This is a genomic window from Olivibacter sp. 47 (assembly GCF_030372825.1).
Lineage (GTDB): Bacteria > Bacteroidota > Bacteroidia > Sphingobacteriales > Sphingobacteriaceae > Olivibacter > Olivibacter oleidegradans.
In genome coordinates, this window is record NZ_JAUCNR010000001.1 from 3,693,200 (window position 1) to 3,713,927 (window position 20,728).

Annotated in this window: 16 protein-coding genes and 5 pseudogenes; 11 read left to right on the forward strand and 10 right to left on the reverse strand. The window is 48.6% G+C overall.

All coding sequences use genetic code 11. From position 1 onward, the window contains the following. Nucleotides 1-751 (forward strand): annotated as a pseudogene (locus QT327_RS16160) (hypothetical protein); the annotation flags it as partial. Further along, nucleotides 666-1,274: a hypothetical protein gene (locus QT327_RS16165; RefSeq protein WP_289554439.1), complete on the forward strand. Its 609-nt coding sequence runs from the start codon at nucleotides 666-668 to the stop codon at nucleotides 1,272-1,274. The pseudogene QT327_RS16160 and the gene QT327_RS16165, both read left to right, overlap by 86 nt. Here the strand turns inward: QT327_RS16165 and QT327_RS16170 are convergent. Next, nucleotides 1,236-1,475 (reverse strand): annotated as a pseudogene (locus QT327_RS16170) (endonuclease/exonuclease/phosphatase family protein); the annotation flags it as partial. The gene QT327_RS16165 and the pseudogene QT327_RS16170 sit on opposite strands and share 39 nt — an antisense overlap. Nucleotides 1,476-1,507: 32 nt before the next feature. After that, nucleotides 1,508-1,684, reverse strand: coding sequence for a DUF3606 domain-containing protein (locus QT327_RS16175; RefSeq protein WP_289553357.1), 177 nt, complete (start codon nucleotides 1,682-1,684; stop codon nucleotides 1,508-1,510). A 97-nt stretch (nucleotides 1,685-1,781) separates the two neighbouring features. On the opposite strand from QT327_RS16175, the gene ligD reads away from it, so the two are divergent. Next, nucleotides 1,782-3,803: a DNA ligase D gene (gene ligD, locus QT327_RS16180; protein WP_289553358.1), complete on the forward strand. Its 2,022-nt coding sequence runs from the start codon at nucleotides 1,782-1,784 to the stop codon at nucleotides 3,801-3,803. 39 nt (nucleotides 3,804-3,842) lie between these two features. On the opposite strand, the gene QT327_RS16185 is transcribed toward ligD, so the two are convergent. Then, nucleotides 3,843-4,097 (reverse strand): hypothetical protein, encoded by a 255-nt coding sequence (locus QT327_RS16185; RefSeq protein ID WP_289553359.1) that lies wholly within the window; start codon nucleotides 4,095-4,097, stop codon nucleotides 3,843-3,845. Between the two features lie 26 nt (nucleotides 4,098-4,123). After that, nucleotides 4,124-4,921 carry an XRE family transcriptional regulator gene (locus QT327_RS16190; RefSeq protein WP_289553361.1) on the reverse strand — a complete coding sequence of 266 codons (798 nt, stop codon included), beginning with the start codon at nucleotides 4,919-4,921 and terminating at the stop codon, nucleotides 4,124-4,126. 70 nt (nucleotides 4,922-4,991) lie between these two features. Here QT327_RS16190 and QT327_RS16195 point away from each other — a divergent pair, with 70 nt between their 5' ends. The 5 genes and pseudogenes from QT327_RS16195 (at nucleotide 4,992) to QT327_RS16215 (ending at nucleotide 9,654) form a co-directional block, all read left to right on the forward strand. Continuing rightward, nucleotides 4,992-5,732 carry an ImuA family protein gene (locus QT327_RS16195; protein ID WP_289553362.1) on the forward strand — a complete coding sequence of 247 codons (741 nt, stop codon included), beginning with the start codon at nucleotides 4,992-4,994 and terminating at the stop codon, nucleotides 5,730-5,732. Further along, nucleotides 5,732-7,057 (forward strand): Y-family DNA polymerase, encoded by a 1,326-nt coding sequence (locus QT327_RS16200; protein ID WP_289553363.1) that lies wholly within the window; start codon nucleotides 5,732-5,734, stop codon nucleotides 7,055-7,057. Before QT327_RS16195 ends, QT327_RS16200 begins: the two co-directional genes overlap by 1 nt. Further along, the gene (locus QT327_RS16205) at nucleotides 7,054-7,230 is read left to right on the forward strand and encodes a hypothetical protein (protein WP_289553364.1); all 177 of its coding nucleotides are present in this window, start codon (nucleotides 7,054-7,056) and stop codon (nucleotides 7,228-7,230) included. Before QT327_RS16200 ends, QT327_RS16205 begins: the two co-directional genes overlap by 4 nt. Nucleotides 7,231-7,236: 6 nt before the next feature. Then, the gene (locus QT327_RS16210; protein WP_289553365.1) at nucleotides 7,237-8,223 is read left to right on the forward strand and encodes a PHP domain-containing protein; all 987 of its coding nucleotides are present in this window, start codon (nucleotides 7,237-7,239) and stop codon (nucleotides 8,221-8,223) included. A gap of 34 nt (nucleotides 8,224-8,257) precedes the next feature. Then, nucleotides 8,258-9,654: pseudogene (locus tag QT327_RS16215) on the forward strand (bifunctional 2-methylcitrate dehydratase/aconitate hydratase). 76 nt (nucleotides 9,655-9,730) lie between these two features. Here the strand turns inward: QT327_RS16215 and QT327_RS16220 are convergent. Beyond that, nucleotides 9,731-10,708: a hypothetical protein gene (locus tag QT327_RS16220; RefSeq protein ID WP_130855542.1), complete on the reverse strand. Its 978-nt coding sequence runs from the start codon at nucleotides 10,706-10,708 to the stop codon at nucleotides 9,731-9,733. Nucleotides 10,709-10,802: 94 nt separating this feature from the next. On the opposite strand from QT327_RS16220, the gene QT327_RS16225 reads away from it, so the two are divergent. The 3 genes from QT327_RS16225 to QT327_RS16235 all read left to right on the forward strand — a co-directional run bounded on the left by QT327_RS16225 (nucleotide 10,803) and on the right by QT327_RS16235 (nucleotide 12,453). Beyond that, nucleotides 10,803-11,513 (forward strand): porin family protein, encoded by a 711-nt coding sequence (locus QT327_RS16225; protein WP_165446942.1) that lies wholly within the window; start codon nucleotides 10,803-10,805, stop codon nucleotides 11,511-11,513. Nucleotides 11,514-11,641: 128 nt separating this feature from the next. Continuing rightward, complete coding sequence (locus QT327_RS16230) at nucleotides 11,642-11,812, forward strand: hypothetical protein (protein WP_013667395.1); 171 nt, start codon at nucleotides 11,642-11,644, stop codon at nucleotides 11,810-11,812. 194 nt (nucleotides 11,813-12,006) lie between these two features. Further along, complete coding sequence (locus QT327_RS16235; RefSeq protein ID WP_041387638.1) at nucleotides 12,007-12,453, forward strand: hypothetical protein; 447 nt, start codon at nucleotides 12,007-12,009, stop codon at nucleotides 12,451-12,453. A 124-nt stretch (nucleotides 12,454-12,577) separates the two neighbouring features. On the opposite strand, the gene QT327_RS16240 is transcribed toward QT327_RS16235, so the two are convergent. From QT327_RS16240 to QT327_RS16265, 5 genes and pseudogenes are all read right to left on the reverse strand, one after another. Further along, a complete protein-coding gene (locus QT327_RS16240; protein WP_149105737.1) occupies nucleotides 12,578-13,984 on the reverse strand; it encodes a c-type cytochrome domain-containing protein in 1,407 nt (468 codons plus the stop codon). Nucleotides 13,985-13,987: 3 nt separating this feature from the next. Next, nucleotides 13,988-14,908: a sugar phosphate isomerase/epimerase family protein gene (locus QT327_RS16245; protein WP_289553368.1), complete on the reverse strand. Its 921-nt coding sequence runs from the start codon at nucleotides 14,906-14,908 to the stop codon at nucleotides 13,988-13,990. Nucleotides 14,909-14,928: 20 nt separating this feature from the next. After that, nucleotides 14,929-16,436, reverse strand: a pseudogene (locus tag QT327_RS16255) (DUF1501 domain-containing protein). Between the two features lie 6 nt (nucleotides 16,437-16,442). Then, nucleotides 16,443-19,178, reverse strand: a complete 2,736-nt coding sequence (locus tag QT327_RS16260) for a DUF1553 domain-containing protein (protein ID WP_289553372.1) — start codon at nucleotides 19,176-19,178, stop codon at nucleotides 16,443-16,445. A 179-nt stretch (nucleotides 19,179-19,357) separates the two neighbouring features. Then, nucleotides 19,358-20,703: pseudogene (locus QT327_RS16265) on the reverse strand (sugar porter family MFS transporter). Nucleotides 20,704-20,728 lie beyond the last annotated feature (25 nt).

The window sequence follows — 20,728 nt, forward strand, 5'->3', positions numbered from 1 at the left end:
ATATGACATTGTACGGGAGGCCCGCTCGCGCGGTATCCTCTGCCAGGGCCGCGGCTCGGCCGCCAACTCCACCATCTGTTTCTGCCTGGGCATCACGGCGGTGAACCCGACGAAGTTTGACCTGCTCTTCGAGCGCTTTATCTCTTCGGCCCGGAACGAGCCGCCCGACATTGACGTGGATTTTGAGCACGAACGCCGCGAAGAGATCATCCAGTATATCTATGAAAAATACGGACGCGACCGCGCGGGCATTGTGGCCACGGTGACGCAGCTCCGCCAGAAGGGTGCGGTACGGGATGTGGCGAAGGCGATGGGCATGTCGGTGGATGCCGTCAACCGCCTGTCGAGCTCCATCTGGGAGTTTACCGACGAATGGTTTGAGGGCGATCGCATTTCGGAGCACGGCTTCAACCCGAAGGATCCTCACCTGGTAAAGGTGCTGGAACTGACACGGCAGTTTATGGGTTTTCCGCGACAGCTGGGCCAGCATACGGGGGGTTTCGTGATCACGGACGGTAAACTGACCGACCTGTGTCCGGTGATCAACGCACGGATGGAGGACCGCACCAATATCGAATGGAACAAGGACGATATTGATGCGCTGGGTTTCCTCAAGATCGATGTGCTGGCAGTACGACATTGTACGGGAGGCCCGCTCGCGCGGCATCCTCTGCCAGGGCCGCGGCTCGGCCGCCAACTCCACCATCTGTTTCTGCCTGGGCATTACGGCGGTGAACCCGACGAAGTTTGACCTGCTCTTCGAACGCTTTATCTCTTCGGCCCGGAACGAGCCGCCCGACATCGATGTGGATTTTGAGCATGAGCGGCGCGAGGAGATCATCCAGTATATCTATGAAAAATACGGACGCGACCGCGCAGGCATTGTGGCCACGGTGACGCAGCTCCGCCAGAAGGGTGCGGTACGGGATGTGGCGAAGGCGATGGGCATGTCGGTGGATGCCATCAACCGCCTGTCGAGCTCCATCTGGGAGTTTACCGACGAATGGTTCGAAGGCGATCGCATTTCGGAGCACGGCTTCAACCCGAAGGACCCTCACCTGGTAAAGGTGCTGGAACTGACACGGCAGTTTATGGGTTTTCCGCGCCAGCTGGGCCAGCATACGGGGGGCTTCGTGATCACGGACGGAAAGCTGACCGACCTGTGTCCGGTGATCAACGCACGGATGGAGGACCGTACCAACATCGAATGGAACAAGGACGATATTGACGCGCTGGGCTTCCTCAAGATCGACGTGCTGGCGCGATTTCGATAAAATTGCCACCCCGTTCCAGCTTTTCTGTCCGTGCCAGATAGCTTGGTAACCTGCCTCGTGGATGGCTTTTAAGGGAAAGCGGTTTTGGGGAGCTTTGAGTTCCTGCAAACACACCACATCAGGTTCTTTTTCTCGTAGCCAGCGGAGCAGAACGGGTAAACGGCCATTGATGCCGTTGATATTGAACGTCGCAATTTTCATGAAATAAGGGGATACACCTTATCTGAAACCGGCTATTTTTTCAGGTGCTTTATGATTTTCTCCCGATCGTTCCCCACAGCTTTTATCGCATCTTCTACATCGGCACGGCTCACGCCCAGTTCTTTTACAAGGTAATCGATTTCGTAGCGTTCATCGCCCGCTACCCTGCTACGGTCCCTGCCGTCCCTTTTGCTTTTATCATCTGCCATAATATTCGTTTTTCCTTTTCTAACAAGTGCAAAGCAAAAGTGTTTAACTGAGCCGCTGAAATTAAACAAAAACCCTATCCGTATTGTTCCGGAGTATATGGCAGATCAACGATCGAAACGAAAAATGCCCCAACGCATCAGGCCTATGCTCTGTACTTTGGTAAAGGAGCCGGTAGACAGCGATGCCTATCTATATGAAATCAAATGGGACGGCTATCGCATCATCTCCTTTGTGGAAGATGGAACGGTGCGGATGGATTCGAGAGGTGGTCTCAACTATACTTCCAGGTATCCGCTGATTGAAAAAGAGCTCCGTAAGCTGAAGCACAACGTCATCATCGATGGCGAGGTGGTGGTCTTCAATGACGACGGGAAACCTGACTTTGATGCCATACAGCTCTATAATGGAAAAAGTACGCCCATCAGCTATTGCGTGTTTGATCTGCTTTGGCTCGACGGAGAGGATCTGCGGCAGTATCCGCTGATCGAACGGAAGGAACTGCTGAAAAAGCTGATCAGCGGACACGAAGTGTTACGCTTCAGCGAAAGTTTTGAGGACGGCCGGGCTTTATACCGAGAGGTGCTGAATATGAATCTGGAGGGGATAGTGGCCAAACGAAAGGACAGCGAATACCTGGAAGGCGACCGTAGTTATAACTGGCTGAAGATCCCGACACGGAAACGGCAGGAATTCGTTATAGGAGGTTGGGCGGAGTCCGACAAATCGCGCTCTTTCAAACACCTGCTCTTCGGTGCCTATGAAAAGGGTAAGTTCCGCTGGATCGGCCGCAGCGGCGGAGGTTATAAGCAGAAGGATATGCCCGGCATTCTGAAGAAACTGAAGGAACTGGAAATCGATGAATCGCCGTTCACCAATCAGGTACTGGATACCAAGGGGGCTAAAACCCATTGGGTAAAACCGCAATTGGTGGCCAACTTTGAATTCGCTACCTGGACGAAATCGGGTCGCATTCGTAAACCTGCCACCTTCCTGGGCTTCCGTTATGATAAAAGGCCCGATCAGGTGGTACGGGAGGTGCCGGAACCTGCCGAATCGGTAGAGGTGATTGCCGAAAAAGTGGAAACGCTCCCTGCCGATGGCAAGGGTTCCCCACCGGATGGAAAAAAGGTTTATCTCAATGAAAGCAGCAACTGGCAACGGGTGGACGAATCGATGGAAGGCAGGGAAGTTTCGGACTTCCCGATGAAACATTGCACGGTGAAGCTGCACGATATCGGTCGGGAGCTCTGGAAAGGCGTGGCCAAGGGAGACCTGGTTTTATATTACAACAGGATTGCACCCTACATCTTACCTTACCTGAAAGACAGGCCACAGTCGCTCAATCTGAAGCTGACGCATGCCGGAGGCCCGACCACTTTTATCAAGGACATGGAAAACCGACAGCCTGATTGCGCAGCTATCTTTACCGATGAACGACGGGTGAAAAAGAAAGGAAAGCGCGACCGGATCGATTACCTGGTATGCAACAACCTGGAAACCCTGCTCTATATGGTGGATTGGGGATGCGTGGACATCAATCCATGGGCTTCGCGTGTGCAAAAGCCCGATGAGCCGGATTATATCTGGCTCGACCTGGACCCGACGGTTTCGGGCAGGAAGACGGAAGATAAGGGTTTTGAAATGGCGGTTGAAGTGACGCTTGCGGTAAAGGAGGTATTGGATTCGCATGGCCTGAAAGGCTACGTGAAGACCTCGGGTAAAACCGGTATACATATATATATTCCCTGCAAAGGGTTCAATTTTACGCAGAGCCGTGCCATAGCCAATGCCCTGGCGGATGAGGTGCATGCGTTGGTTCCGGACAGCAGCACGCGCAGCGAAACGATCGATCACCGTAAAGGCAAAGTGTATATTGATGCCAACCAGAATGATTATGCCGATACGCTGGCGGCACCTTATTCGGTACGCCCTTATCACCTGCCGGTTGTCAGTACGCCGCTCGATTGGAAAGAAGTGAAACGGGGCCTCGACCGCTATGCCTTTACCATGGAGACAATCCCGAAACGGCTGAAAAAGAAAGGTGATCTGTTCAGAGACCTGACAGATGTAAAAATCATAAACGGTAACCGGATAAAATTAAAATCCCTATTGTCCTGATAAGCAATAAGGTCTCGGGCACAGGCACCGGACCGGTGGTCATTTAGATTTGACCTGCTCTTCCAGATAGCCTGCGATTGCCTGCAAAAGCCCCGGTGTCAGCTCTTTTGACGTGTCGGCTGTCGGATCTACCAATATGGCCCGGTAATTCCGTTCTTCATCGGGCTCGAAATGTACCATCGTGCCGTATACGTCCACCTCGATCTTATGGGTATAGCCCATCCAGCGGATACGGCTTTCGAAACTATGTTCGGTATTCCGGTAATTTATGGTTATGAAAAAGGATTCGTCCATCTGTTCTGTTTAAATAATTCCAAGCCTTATATTTTTTCGACCCGCTTTTTTACATCAAGAAGGAGCTGCCTGATTTCCTGCAGGTCGGTTTCGGCTTCGGGCAGCTTATCGGTCTGGTGCTTTACATATTGCCAGATTTCCAGTACTTCCTCGACCCCTACTGTATAGGGCGCGTAATTTTTATTGAGCGAGCGGAGCAGCACGGTACCGTCCCCCTGCAGGGTAACCTGCTTGAACACGAAATCCCGTTCACCTTTGAGGATAACGATGCACAGGCTGTCGGGCTTCAGGGTTTTCCAGTCCTGCACATAACGGGCCACCACATCGCTCCCCTCGGGAACGGGCAGCATCGAATCGCCCGTAGTGGGAAACATCCGGTAGGTGCCCCCGGCCGGAAGGTTCGGCAGCGAAAATTTGGGCAACGCCGCCAGAAACTCGGGATCGGCATGGCCCGCGGCATAGCCTGCCTTGGCCTTTACGGGTACATACTCCATGTTTTCCTTATTATCGGGCGTAACGGTAATGGAGAGTACGCGCAGGTTCTTCCCGTTGATATATTCCTTTGCCCCCGTTTCCAGCTTGCGCAGCTCGTACTCGCCCCAGCGGCCCAGATCCTGTTTGAGCAGGTAATCAAGCGGTATCCTGAAAAAGTCGGATATGCGGATCAGATCCGCCAGTGGCGGATTCTCCGTCTGCCCGTTCTCCAGCGCGGTATATTTACTGCGTGTCAGGCCCAGCAACTGCGCCAGGTGTTCCTGACTGTATTTTTTGCGGTTGCGGAGAAACCGGAGATTGCTTCTGAAAAAAACTTTTGCAGCTTCCATTTTGTATTGTTATTATTGATGACATTCATTTTGTCACCAATGATGACAAAGTTAAAAATAAAATCGGGATATGGAAACCTCGTTGAAGAAAAAGTCAGTGGTGGAGGAGCTGCGGAAAATGATTCTGGCAGCGGAGGGTTTTTCCGCTCCGAACGGAAGCGATGAACTGCCCGGGGATATGGGGCCGATGGAAAAGGCCTTTCCGATGGGTACCTTTCCGCTCGGGGCCATCCATGAATTTATCAGTAACAGTGCGGAGGAAGCGGCGGCATCCACCGGCTTCATCGCCTGCCTGATCGGCCGCCTGATGCAGCGGAAGGGTCCCTGCCTCTGGGTGAGCATCGGCAAGCGTTTGTTTCCGCCCTCTCTGCTGGGTTTCGGCATTGAGCCCCACCGGGTGATCTTCATCAACCTGCATGGGGAAAAGGATGCCCTCTGGGTGCTGGAGGAGGCGCTTAAGTGCCCTTCGCTCGCCGCTGTGGTGGGTGAAATCCGCGAGCTGGACCTGACGGCCTCGCGCCGCCTGCAGCTGGCCGTGGAGCAGAGCCGTGTTACGGGCTTTCTGCACCGCTACCGCCCGCGGCGCCTGAACAACCCGGCCTGCGTCTCGCGCTGGAACATACGCCCCCTGGGCAGTCTGCAGGACGGACGCCTGCCGGGCATCGGCCACCCGCTGTGGGAAGTGCAGCTCGGGAAGATACGCAACGGAAAGCCCGGCACCTGGCACCTGTGCTGGAAGGCCGGTAACTTCCGGCACATTGCGCCCGATGCCCCTGTTAAAAAGAAAGTTTATACACATACCGGTACCTGATGAAAAGATATGTTGCGATCGCATTCCGTCATCTGCTCACGGATGACCTGGCCATCCACCGGCCAGAACTGTGTGGAAAAGCTTTTGTACTGGCCGCGCCCGAGCGGGGGCGCATGGTGATCCGCGCCCTGAGCCCCGGGGCAGCGGCGGAAGGTGTTACCGTAAATATGGTACTGGCCGATGCGCGTGCCCTTTATCCTGATCTGGAAGTGTTCGATTATGAGCCCCACCGGGCGGAAAAATTACTGAAGCGTCTGGCCGAACAGTGCCTTCGCTATACGCCGATGGCGGGCGTCGATCTGCCGGACGGGCTGATACTGGATGCGAGCGGCTGCACCCACCTATGGAAAGGGGAAAGGCGCTATATGGAAGAGATTGCCGGGAAACTGAAAGGCGCGGGCTATGATGTGCGGATGGCCATGGCCGATACCATCGGAACGGCATGGGCCGTGGCCCGTTATGGAACGGATGGCGCCGTGGTTGCTCCCGGCGGACAGCCGGCGGCCCTGATGCCCCTCCCCCCCGCCGCGCTGCGTTTGGACCGGGCCATAACGGAACGCATGCAGAAGCTGGGCCTTACCCACATCGGTGATTTTATCGGCATGCCCCGTACGGTACTGCGCCGCCGTTTCGGTGAGCAGTTGCTCAACCGTATCGGTCAGGCGCTGGGCACCTCTCCCGAACCGCTGGAACCGGTGCGGCCGCCGGCACCTTATGCGGAACGCCTGCCCTGTCTGGAGCCGGTACGGACGCGAAAGGCCATTGAAATGGCGCTGGAGACGTTGTTGGAAATGCTTACACGGAATCTGCTGAAGGATGGGATGGGGCTGCGGAAGGCGGTTTTCCGGTCTTTCCGTATAGATGGTAAGGTACAGCAGATCGGGATCGGCACCGGCCGCCCTTCGCGTGACCGGCATCATCTCTTCCGCCTGTTCGGCGAAAAGATCGGCACCATTGCCCCCGGTCTGGGCATCGAGCTTTTTATACTGGAAGCGCCCGTTGTGGAGGATCTCGATGCCCGACAGGAGAAGTTGTGGAACGATGGCGGTGCCTATGAAAGTACGGAGATCGGCAATCTGCTCGACCGGATCGCCACCCGTGCCGGCCACGATGCCATCCGCCGCTATCTGCCGGATGAGCACCACTGGCCGGAGCGCTCCATCAGGCCCGCCACCTCTTATGACGAACGGCCCGCCATCCCCTGGCCCATCGGTGAGCCGCGCCCGATTTACCTGCTGCCCGAGCCGGAGCCTATCCGGGTATCGGCTCCCGTGCCGGATTACCCGCCCATGGTTTTGTATACAAAGGGAAGAGGCATAAGGTGAAAAAGGCGGACGGGCCCGAGCGCATCGAAAGGGAATGGTGGATCGAGACGGGTCCGCAGCGCGATTACTACCGCGTGGAGGATGAAGAGGGCGCGCGCTACTGGCTCTTCCGATCGGGGCATTATGATGGCGAGGGCGAGCCGGAATGGTTCATCCATGGTTTTTTTGCTTAACGGTTTATGGATTATACGGAATTACAGGTCACTTCGAATTTCAGTTTCCTCCGCGGTGCCTCGCACCCGGAGGAACTGGTGGAACAGGCCGCGGCGCTCGGTTATGGGAGCATGGCCATAACCGACCACAACACCCTGGCGGGTATTGTGCGGGCACACAGCGCTGCGAAAAAGCACGGTCTGCGTATCATCCCCGCCGCACGCCTCAATCTTGTGGACGGCCCTCCCCTGCTGGCCTACCCAACGGACAGGGATGCTTACGCCCGTCTCTCGGCGCTGCTGACCGAAGGCAACCGGCGGACGGAAAAGGGGAAATGCGAGCTCTATAAGGCCGATGTATATCGCTATGCAGAGGGCATGATCTTTATTTCCCTGCCTCCCCTTGATCTTGATGATGAATTTGATTTCGGAGAGGATTTCAGAAGGGAGCTGCTGGAATATAAAAAGGCCTTCGGCCGGCAACTCTATGTGGCGGCCTCCTGGCTGTACAGGGGCAGCGACGCCAAAAGGCTCTACCGCATAGGGGAACTGGAAGCGGATTTCGGCATACCGATGGTGGCCACCAACGATGTGCATTTCCACAGCCCCGAGCGGCGGCAGCTGCAGGACATCGTGACCTGTGTACGCGAAAAGAAAACGATCTACAATGCGGGTTACCTGCTTTACGGGAATGCGGAACGCTACCTGAAGCCCGCCGGGGAGATGGAACGCCTTTTTAGAAAATATCCGCAGGCCATCGAAAACACCCGGCGGATCGCGGAGGCCTGCCGCTTCAACCTCGACAGCCTGAAGTATGTGTACCCGAGGGAGATCATGCCGGACGGGCGCACGCCGCTGGAGGAACTGACCCGGCTGGCGTGGCAGGGAGCTTACGACTTTTTCGGTGATCCGCTGCCGGAAAAGGTTTCATCGGCCATTGAACACGAACTGAAATTCATTGCGGAGATGGATTATGCGCCCTACTTCCTGACGGTAAAAAATGCACCATTCTAACATACGTCCACCTGTAGATCAAGTCATTACTGACATGGTTAACTATGTCTTTGATTATAAAATCACGAGTGATCTTGCTGTTCAAACAGCCTATCATTGTTTTCTAGACACGCTGGGATGTGGCTTTGAAGCCCTCACTTATCCGGCCTGTACTAAACTTTTGGGCCCTATTGTAAAAGGCACCATGTTCCGAATGGGGCAAAGGTACCTGGTACTCCTTATCAACTAGATCCCGTGCAAGCAGCTTTTAATATCGGAACGATTATTAGGTGGCTCGATTTCAACGATACTTGGCTGGCAGCTGAATGGGGCCATCCCTCTGACAACCTGGGTGCTATCTTAGCGGTCGCCGACTGGTTAAGCCGGGAGTCCATTGCGACGGGCAAATCGCCTTTTACCATCAAAGATGTATTGCATGCCATGATTAAGGCCCATGAAATACAGGGCATTATCGCCTTGGAGAACTCCTTTAACAAAGTAGGACTAGATCACGTGGTCTTAGTAAAATTGGCGTCTACTGCTGTTGTCGGCCATCTATTAGGTTTAAGTCGTGAAGAACTTACAAACGCCATTTCACTGGTTTTTGTAGACGGCCAATCCTTGCGTACCTATCGCCATGCACCTAACACCGGGAGTCGAAAATCATGGGCAGCCGGTGATGCTACCTCACGCGCAGTCCGTTTGGCATTGATCGCCCGCACGGGCGAGATGGGCTATCCCTCGGCGTTGACTGCCAAAACCTGGGGTTTCTACGATGTTTTGTTTAAGGGACAAGCCTTTAAGTTTCAGCGAGCATATGGAAGTTATGTAATGGAAAATGTCTTATTTAAGATTTCTTACCCGGCAGAATTTCACGCACAGACGGCAGTGGAAGCAGCCATGACACTTTTTCGGAAGCTACAAGCGGCCGGAAAAACAGCTGACGATATTGAAAAGGTCCAAATCCGCACGCATGAAGCGGCGATTCGTATTATCGATAAATCGGGCCCTTTACACAATCCGGCCGACCGTGATCATTGCTTACAATATATGATTGCCATTCCGCTTTTATTTGGAAGATTGACGGCAGCAGACTATGAAGATGACATCGCATTCGATCCAAGGATAGACGCGCTCCGTGAGAAAATGAGCACACTAGAGGATCCTCAATTTACAAAAGACTACCACGACCCGAATAAACGTTCGATCGCCAATGCCTTGACAATTACCTGTAAAGACGGCATGGTATTTGGCGAGGAAGTTGTTGAATATCCAATTGGACATAAACGGCGACGAGAAGAGGGAATCCCCCTGTTAATTGCAAAGTATAAAACAAACTTAGCGCGAATCTTTGCGAAGAAGCAGCAAGATAAAATTCTTGAAGAATCACTCAATCTGGAAAAATTAGTTGATATACCTGTCTCCGGTTTTGTGGATTTAATTACGTTTTAATTCGTCGCCTTAATTTAAAATAGGATTTTGCCTCCGGTTCATGTTGATTTTATCCGTGAACCGGATTTTTATTCCATTATTCTATCCCCCTCACCCTTAGCATAATTAAGCTGGTATGCGGTATCCCCAAGGTCGTGCCCGGTTTAATTGTTAATAGGTTTTTCAAATAGACGTTGATAATTCCTTCCAAAACTTTTTTCCTGGATTCCACAAACTCATCACTGGTCACAAACTTTCCAAGATGGACATCCCCTCTCCCATCTACGAGTACCGAGAACGGATAGTAAAAATCCTTATATGCCTTATTGATTACAATATCATATTCAGGATACAAATATGCATAGGCAGCACTCTGGTTTAACCGTTCTGTTTCACTGAATATACGCCTTTTAACAGTTATATTCGGATTCTTCGGTATCAGTTGCACCGGATTACGTGCAGCAAAAGCGCTATCAATGACCGTGGGGTTTGCATTTGCAATATTGGACCGCCATTGAATAAAAGCCGTATCATTCGGTCGTGGCTTTCTTAATTCTTCTACTGTTGTTTTTAAACTATCGCGGATAAAGCGTGCCGAGTAAAGCTTCATATATACATTGGATCGCGCTTCCTTCACATGCTTGCTTACCACCGTCAGGCGTTGCAATAGCAAGCTATCCTTTGCTAAACTACGTACTCGAAACCATTCCCTTCCAAAGTGGAAGATAGAATCCTGATCAAAATAAATTGAGTAATGCAGCATGGCATTGCTATCCGGACTAAAAATTTTGACAGAGTCATTGCTGATGAAATTCAGATGCCATACCGGCTCCTGTTCAAAACCCAAGGTGTCAAAAGCCAAGCCATTGTCAAAAGCTCTCCGAACCTCAAAAAAATCCGTTCCCGCAATCGGTGTAAAAGACGGTCGGCCCGGCTCCAATTCTTCCTCATCGGTTGAGGCTTGCTTGTTCGCAGCGGGAGAAGAACAAGAAAATAAAAAAATCAGATTTAAGAGGAAAAGAAAAACGTTAAAGCACTTCGAAAATCTCAATAGCATAGCTAGCTTAAAATACATAATATAAAATTACGAAACAATGTCTATTCATCGGGTAAACAAAACAAAAGAAACACTATTATTGTTACCTAAATATTTGCAAATCTATAAATCAATGATCAAAAAAATAGTTTTACTTTCGATTTTACTGATTAATATCCGATGCCTCGCTCAAGAAATCTATATTATTCCACAAGTTGGCCTAAACGCTAACACGTATGACTTCGGCGAAACCTCTTCGAACCTGAGTAACCAACGCTTCTCGCCGGGTGTTTCTGCAGGCGTCGGTCTCAATATCGCATTGGATGAATTACGAACTTTTATCCTGCAACCCGAAATAAATTATAGCATGCGCAATAACCGAACCGATCATATTTCTTCCGGTACCATGAATGAAGCCTTGACCATCCAACAAAAGAGTACATTGCATTACCTGGAAATACCGCTACTTGCCCGCTTCGACTTTGGAATTGGCACACGCTATTACTTTAACGCCGGACCTTCCTTTTCCTATGCTTTAGGTGGTAGAGAAAAACTGGAAAGTGATGAACCTCGAATTCAAAGCTACAATAGATCCGCTGATTTCGACAATCGCTTTAACCGTACCGATTGGAGTGCGCTCATTGGTGGCGGAATTGAATTTCCATTCAACGATGGCTTTTTAGTGCTCGATGCCCGTTTTTCTTGGGGTTTCAAAACGCTTTACAAATCCAGGGAGATACAACGCGTAGACAATGAAGGCAATTTAACCTCCACTATTGTCGGCCCCGAAGGCAAGAATAGAATATTCACATTAAGCATCGGCTATGCGCTTCCGCTAAATTAGTTAGCAAGACCTGTTTTTTCATTCATGTAAGCCACAGGCGTGTTCGTCATGTGTATAGCGCTGTATGTGTAATTTTTTTTCATATAAGAAAGCGTTTCTTACGTTTGTTCTATTAAAACAACACAGTCATGCCTAACACTCAAAACCACCAAGAACTGGAGTCTCTTATCAAAAGAAGAGAAAACATTAAAAACGAACTTTATCTATTGGAGTTGGCCATCATGTCAATCGAACTGAATGATGCGTTTCACTCGAACGACTTCGGTTTAGCTACAAGGAGAGCGGCCCTCCCAAATTAATTCCATTTATTAACATACAAGTAAAGACAATTTCATCGCTATATTCAATTTATAATATAAAATATCACGATGTCTTCATTTATGTCACCATTAATAAACATAAGTGAAGCTATAATCGTGACAGCTAAACTTTTATAATATTTTAAAATGTTAAAATTTAGTTATATTTTTGTTATAAATCATAAGACATAGTAATGAAAGCTGAAAGTATAACAGAGAAACAAGTAGTTGAATTTCTAAAGCTGCGACAACAACAGCTTAAAGAGGAACTTAAAAGTATTGAAGTCACGATCAATGCAATTGCTCAATCTAAGTCGGTTAATTTAGGTAATGATCGAATCAAAAGCGATTCACCTGATACAGACGACGCAACAAAAAAGAGAAAGACAGCAGGTAAAGCCCTGGCTCCTCAGGAAAATTTCAACGTAAATAGCAAGCTTGATCAAAAGATCAGTTATGCACTTACAAAAATCGGATCAGGTTATAAGGATGATATTCTGGAAGTCTTAAATCAAGCACAACCGGAAGCAGATCCTTATAAGGTCGAAAAAGCAGTTGCCGTGCGTCTCTCCTATTTATTAAAGAATGATTTCATTCAAGCTACCAAACATGGTAGAAGTTATAAATATAGCCTGAAATAACAGGCTATATTTTTAATTAGTTCTGCTTATAAGCCTACCCTATCTCGCACTTTCAGATTTTCCGTTTCAACCTAAACAGGATGGAGCTGGAAGCAGGTTATGCCAAGATTAACAGATTTTAGAATTAACGGGCAGGCATACTCACCATCATTGTATCACTTGCTAATGTAGGCACATAATAGCCCCCAGTGTCAAGCGATGCCTGGGGGAATTGCTTCTTTAAAGCTGCCAATCCGTTTCGGTCTACTGACGTTTTATACAAATAGATGCTTTTTAGGTTTTTAAGTCCCTTTAAGGAGGTCAAGCCTGTGGCACTTATTTTTGTTTCTACCAAATTAAGCAAATTTAGCTGCGTTAAATCTTTCAGATTGATTAATCCTTTATCTGTAATCGCCGTGCCTCTCAAATTAAGCTGTAAAAGATTTTCAAGTGAGGCTAATACTTTCGTATTCTCATCATTTAGTGATGTATAAGCTACTTCCAAGTAAACTAACTGTTTAGCTAGCTTTTTTACTTCTTCCAGTAAAGCGGGCGTCACATCGGTCGTAACAAAATTTACGGATAAGTAATTACTGTTTTGGTGGATGGGCAATACCACCACACCTGCATCTTTCAGTTTTTCGAGTGTGCCCGCATCAGCCGCATCTACCTCTTTGGCTAGCAGATCGCTCTGCACCTCTTTGTTTTTTGCACTGCCCGATTGAAAGGCCGCAAGTATGGCGCTCATTTCAGGCTTAGGTTTCAATTCCGCGACCGTTTTGTGGATATCGGCGCCTTGGTTAACCCACCATTTTAATAATGCAATTTCTTCTTGCGTTAGCTGCGCCTTTTCTTTTGGCGGCATATGATCTTCATTATCCAATGGTAGTAATAGACGTTTAATAAGTTCGCTTTCATCCGCCTTTCCTTCTATAAGAGAAGAACCGGCTTCCCCTCCTTTTACCATAAATTCCTTCGTATCCACCCGAAGCTTACCTTTCTGCTTCTCTCCGCCATGGCAGCTGTAGCAGCGGTTCTTAAGCAATGGTTCAACGAGCTGCGGATATACCTTTGCCTGTTGAATATTGGGAACGGGCGGGATGGCTTCCTTGCTAGCTGGTTCACCCTTTAGCGCCGCAACCAGGTAGTCAGAACCATGGGTAAGTGATCCTCCATAATGTCCCGTTATGGTAATACCTATTAATAACGTAACACTCAGCAGGCGAAGCAATGGCTCTTTAACAGGATATTTCATCAACCCATACAATAGCATCGCAACAATTGCTACAGCAATTCCGAACCATTGGTGTAAGCCAACCAATTTTGCATCATAATCACTCGTTTGGGATAATAAATAGCCGCTAATACAGGATACAATCGCTCCAATCGCTCCCAGCAAATAAATTAACGGAACGGCTGTACGAAGAAAGGCATAAGACTTTATGGCACTCAATAAATGAAATAGTACACCTAAGATTAATATGCCAATAGGTAAGTGGACAAGTACCGGATGAAAATGGCCAATAAGTTGTTGAATGGTAAGAAGCTGCATGGTCTATTCGTATCGTTTGCGTAGTAGCTGCATCATATGAACATTGATGGCCCATTGATCGGCTAAAGGCTGTCGGGTATAAGGCAAGGTCGGCAAATAATCCGGGGGGCCAAATTCGGTAAGCATGGTCATCGGCTCACCCTTTTGTTTCTTACGCGAAACGACTTGGTCCCACCAACGAAGATGAGCCTCCACAGCCCCTTTCCATTCAGGTGCGCGCGGATCATTTACCTGTGGACCTTCTGCATGGCCAATGCGCGTATGAATATGATCAGCACGTTGGAGGGCCAGTTGCACGGTTTCTGCCTGATCGTCCAATAAACTCTCATGAACAACACACCAATGTGAAATATCTAAGGTTAAGCGTAAATCAGGGTGCTTCTCTATAAAATTTCGAGCTACAGGTGCGGCAAACAGCATTCGGCCACGATGGGTTTCATGGTAAATCGGGATACCCGTTTCTTTCGATTTCTTAACGGTATAATCAATAAAGGCCGCATTTTCTTCATAGGTAAAATAATCTTTCCCGGAATGGCAATTGATATAAAGTGGACGTTGATATCCATTACCGGAAGCCGCGTCAATTTGCGTGCAAAAGGTTGCCAAATGCTCTTTGCTGTCCGGCCCGCTACCTGCACATAGAAATCCCACTTCCAGCCGGTGCTTCTGAAGTGCCGAAAACAACAGTTTTTGTGCCTCTGCGCTACTCGGCCACCATACCTCGATACCATCATAGCCGTCCTTTTTTGCTGCTGCACAGAAGTTCTCAACACCCCCTTGAAAACCCCAGTCGGTAGCCATAAAAGTCAGCGAATAACCGGCTTTTGATAATACCGGCACGGATAAATCGGCAAAAAGTTCTTCCATTGGCAAAAATAAACCAGCCGTTGCGGCTTTTAAAAAATGTCGTCGATTATGCGGCATCGTTATGTATCATTAAATCGCTAAGCAATAATATTATGGATAACCTTTCCGAAAACATCGGTAAGTCGAAATGGCCGTCCCTGAAAGTCGTACGTAAATTTTTCGTGGTCAAAACCCAGTTGATGCAAAATGGTAGCTTGTATATCAAAGGGCTCTACCTTACCACTAATGGCACTATAACCAATTTCATCCGTTTCGCCATAGGTAAATCCTTTTTTGATACCACCTCCCGCCATCCAATGGTAAATGCCTCCGTATGATGGTCGCGTCCATTGTAAGGATTCGTGGCCCCGTTTCGATTTTCCAGCATGGGGGTTCTGCCAAATTCTCCACCCCAAACAACCAGGGTATCTTCCAATAGTCCCCTTTGTTTCAAATCCAACAGTAGGGCGGTAATCGGCTTATCCGTGCTTCTGCATTTGTTTTTCAAGCCGATGTTCAATGAGTTTTGCGGTCCGTCGCCATGTGCATCCCAGCCCCAATCGAAAAGCTGCACAAAGCGCACCCCCTTCTCCACCAACTTGCGGGCCAGCAGTACGTTATTGGCAAAACAAGCTTTCCCGGGTTGCGTGCCATACATATCGTGAATATATTGCGGTTCATTATCAATATTCATGACTTCAGGCGCAGTTACTTGCATGCGAAAAGCCATTTCATATTGCGAGATCCGCGATAAAATTTCAGGGTCATTGTAGTAAGCATATTCCTGTTCATTGGACGCATTGATCGCGTCGATGGTTGCCTTCCGTAAATCCCGATCCATCCCATTCGGATCCTTGATAAACAACACCGGATCACCTTCACTTCTGCACTGAACACCCTGATAAACCGAAGGTAAAAAACCGCTCCCCCAAATGCTCTTTCCCGCATCCGGAAAACTGCCACCACTGGTGAGCACCACAAAACCCGGCAAATTCTGATTTTCGGTTCCCAAGCCATAGGTAACCCAACTTCCCATACTGGGTTTCCCCAAACGGGCACTCCCTGTATGCATTAACAACTGCGCAGGCGCATGATTAAACTGGTCTGTTGTCACCGCTTTTAAAAAAGTCACTTCATCCACTACGCTCGAAAAGTGCGGTAAATTTTCACTCACCCAAGCCCTACTTTCGCCATGTTGGGCAAATTTAGCCTGCGGCCCCAACATCTTCGGAACTCCCGTGATGAATGCAAATTTTTTCCCTTTCAGCAAAGACTCCGGGCAATCCTGCCCGTTCATCTTCTCCAGTTCAGGTTTATAATCAAACAGCTCCAATTGCGATGGTGCTCCGGCCATATGTAGATAGATTACGCTTTTAGCTTTCCCCAAAAAAGGCGGCGATTTCGGCAACAATGGGTGAGCCGGATCAAAGACAACCGGCTTAGCGCCCGTAGCCTGCGTACTACAGCTCCCCAGCAATGAGCCAAATGCTAACGCTCCCAGCCCCATCGCACTTTCCTTTAAAAAATGTCGACGTGTATAGGCCCGCAATTGCGTGTGACTGGCCTCCTTTAGCAACCGATGTAAATTCAATTCGTCCCGTGTCATAAATTCCTAGTTTTTAGTAATTACTTCGTCCAAGTTAAATAGGGTGTTCGCGACTACCAATAAGGCTGCACTGCTTGCATCCTTTTTAACCTGTTTCCCTAATAAAGAATCGATGCGATCCGGATGTGTTTTATATTCATCAAAAGCGGTTTGATACAACTTGGATAAAATTCCCAGCTTTCCGGCCGGGATAGGCTTATACATAATCCATTCATAACCTTTTGCAATCTGATCGTTAACCTGCTCGCCCCCCTCCCGTTGCATCCGATCAACGAAATGGCGCGCGAGATCTATATAGACTGAGTCATTTAGTGTTACCAAAGCTTGTAGGGGCGTATTAGTGCGGATCCGCCGTGGATTACACACCACACGTTGTGCACCATCAAATGTTATCATGGAAGGATAAGGCGCCGAACGCTTCCAGTAGGTATATACCGCCCGACGATACCGATCGTCCCCTTTTGCATTTTCCCATTTGGCGCTATTATATGGCGAATTCCATATACCTTCAGGCTGCCAGGGCATTACCCCTTTTCCATACATTTCCGTCCTGAGCACGCCACTGATCGACAAAAACTGGTCGCGCAGTTGTTCGGCGCTGAGTCGCATACGTGGTCCTCTGGCGTACAGCTTATTAAACAAATCCTTTTCCCGGAGCTCCTTAGTGATTCTAGAGTCTTGTCGGTAGGTTGCACTCATCATAAGCTCCTTCACCAATCGCTTCACACTCCATTTATAGTCATGCATAAACCGCCACGATAAATGATCGAGCAGTTCGCGATGCGTCGGGTCCATGCCTTGTGTACCCATGTCTTCCAGGGTTTCCACGATACCTGTCCCGAAAAGTTGCTCCCAAACACGGTTCACCATCGTGCGCGAAAGCAGTGGATTGCGCTTATCCGTGAGCCACATCGCCAGTCCCATCCGATTTTTCGGTGCACCTTTCGGCATGGCATACTTAAATGCCGCCGGGACATCGGCATTTACCTCCTTTCCCGGCGATATCCAGGCACCACGCTCAAAGACAAAGGTTTTACGTTGCCTATTGGTCGGATTTTCTACCATAATTGGTGTTGTACTGGCAGGTGCTTGCAGTAAGGTCCAGAAGGTCTGTTTTTGTTCTTCATAACCAACCTTGCCTTTTCCGGGAAATTGATCACTAAAGTAAAACCAATCAAAAAATACTAACACCTCATCACCTTTACCTTTACTTGTATTCCGATAGGTAATATATACATCGTGTACGCCTTGTTGCATGGGGAAGTCTACTGCCTGAATCTGGTAACCCTCCTTAGCTTCCACCTTCCAAGAAGCGAAAACCGGTCCATCCGGCCTGTCCAGGTGCAGCTGCATATGGCCGCCGGGCACCTTGGAAGCAAAGTGGTAGATCATTTGGTCAACACGGTTCAAATCCACTGCCGCAATCCGAGCAACACCATGATTACGGAAGTAAAGCGCAATGTTATTATTGCCGATTACCGCATTGCGTAAACTATCCGTAGTCGTAGAATTGATTGTCGGTTGTCCCGTTTTTAGAAACTTATAGATCTCAGCGGCCTTTTGTTCAGAAACATTTTCTTTAAGCCATTTTGTCAAGGACTTCAACTTCAGTTCCATATCTGGAGCGAACTGTTTTAATAAAGGATATTCGCTCGGCACATCTTCATCCCGCGAATTATTAAAATAGGCCATAAACTTATAATACTCATCATGCTTAATGGGATCATAAGGGTGACTGTGGCATTGTACACAGGCAAAAGTAGTGCTTAATAGCCCCTCCCATGTCGTATTGACGCGATCGATAACCGCCGCCACGCGGTATTCCTCGTTACTGGTACCACCCTCGTCATTGGTCATCGAATTCCGATGAAAAGCCGTCGCGATATACTGCTCATCCGTCGGATTCACATAAAAATCACCGGCTATTTGTTCGGTAATAAAGCGATCATAGGGCTTGTCTTCATTAAATGCTCGGATTACCCAGTCGCGGTATTTCCAAATATTACGTGCTCCGTCTGATTCATACCCTTTTGTGTCGGCATATCGTGCTACATCGAGCCACATGGAGGCCCACTTTTCGCCAAAGGCAGGCGATTTCAATAAGTCATCTATTAACTTCTCATAGGCTTTGTCGGCATTCGGATCACGTAGATAGGCGTCAGCAAGCGCCGACTTGGGCGCCATGCCAATTAAATCTAAACTTGCTCTTCTGAGTAAGGTAGCACGATCGGCTTCCTTTGACGGTTTTAAGCCAGCAGCATCTAGCTTCTCGTAAATAAAACGGTCAATTTCATTGTGTGCCCAATCCTCCCCCTTACTAGGCACTTCTACTTCCGTAACGGGCAGGTAGGCCCAATGCTCCCCCCACTTCGCACCCTGTTTTATCCATTTCTTAAAAACGCTTATCTCTTCTTCACTTAGCGGCTCATGTTTGTAAGGCATACGTTCTTCCACATCCTTTGTCAATAAGCGCTTAACAAACTCGCTACCGTCGGGATTGCCGGGAATGATAGCCGGTTTACCGCTATTGGTAGCAGCCATTGCTTCTTCCTCGAAAAGCAAACTGAAACCTCCTTGCTGTTTTACGCCTCCATGGCAGGATATGCACTTTTTGTTAATGATAGGCTTCACCTGCGTATTAAAATCAATCGGATCCTCATGCGGAAAAGCAAACACGATTAATACAAGCACTACCGCTACCGCAAGTAAAATAAGCAACTTTTTTCTATGGAATACCACCATGCTCTTCTCGGTTTATTTCATATTGGTTATAAAAGGGAACGACATCATCTCGCTTCCCTGTTTCTTATTTATTAGGTTTTCAATATCTAAGATACTGAAAACCACTTTTCGTTCAAAGAAAGATTCAACGGTTCTACACTTTCTTTTTTTATTTTTTCGGATTCCCCGTATTGTTTGTTTTAACGATGAATCAATTGTTGTTCTAGTTCTTCGAGCGTTTGTCCCTTGGTCTCCTTTACCCGGTGCTTCACAAACAAAAAGCCGGCAAAACAGATAGCCGCATAGAGGTAGAAAGGCCCATAGGTACCTAAGATTTCAGCGAGAATAGGAAACGTAAAAACTAAAATGAAATAAGCGATCCAAAGCGACACAATGGCAATGGATGAAGCCACACCGCGGATCTTATTCGGAAAAATCTCGGCAATCAAGACCCAAGTAACCGGCGCCAACGAAGTGGCATACATAGCAATGGCAATTAACACAAAAATAGATACCACCGTGGCGTTCATTTCAAGTTGCAATACCCCCGCTAATACGAGATAAACGACGGAAAGGCCTAGAGATCCGATTAACATCAAAGGACGTCTCCCAAGTTTATCCACCTGCCACATAGCAATAACCGTAAAAATTAAGTTAACCGTACCAATGGCAACGGTTTCGAACAGCTGTCTATCCAGATCAGCGCCTATGGATTCAAAAATCGTGGAGGTATAATTGAATACCACATTGATACCACATAACTGCTGGAATACAGCTAACGTAATGCCGACAATGACGGCCGGACGTACTGCCTTTTCAAATACGGCACGAAAGGATTGCCTGGCTGTACCCTTAAGGGATGCCTGAATTGTTAAAAAAGTTTCTGCAGCAAAAGCCTCACTTCCGATAGCTGACAACACCTTACGCGCACGTTCGTCCTGCCTTGCTTTTAACAGCCATCGTGGGCTCTCCGGCAACCAAAGCACACCAATAAAGAACAAAACGGCAGGTACAGCCCCCAGGCCAAACATCCACCGCCAGGCCTCGGGGCCATTGTCTGCAAGGGTATAGTTAACCAGGTTGGTCACCAAAATCCCTATGACGATGGTCAGTTGATTGATAGCGACATTGCGACCGCGAACATGGGCCGGTGAAATTTCGGCAATATATAAAGGGCTTAACATCGAGGCCATGCCCACGCTATCCCCGCAGCAAAGCGCATGAGTACAAAGATGGATAAGTCGGGGGCATAGGCCATTCCCAGGGAAGATATGGCAAAGATGAGGGCAGCTAACAGGAGGCCGGGCTTTCTGCCATAACGATCCGCCAGCTTTCCGGCCAACAGGCATCCCACAATACAACCAAGGGCCAGCGAGCCGGTGAGAAATCCTTCCCACCATGCATTGAGTCCAAACGCCTGACGCAAAAAAGGTAAGGCACCGGCAATCACAGCGAAATCAAAACCAAACAGATAGCCTCCAAGTGCCGAAATAAAGGAGATACCCAAAATATAGGAATGCTTAAAGTTCAATTCAGAATCATTCATCGATATACTGTTTTATCGTCTATGT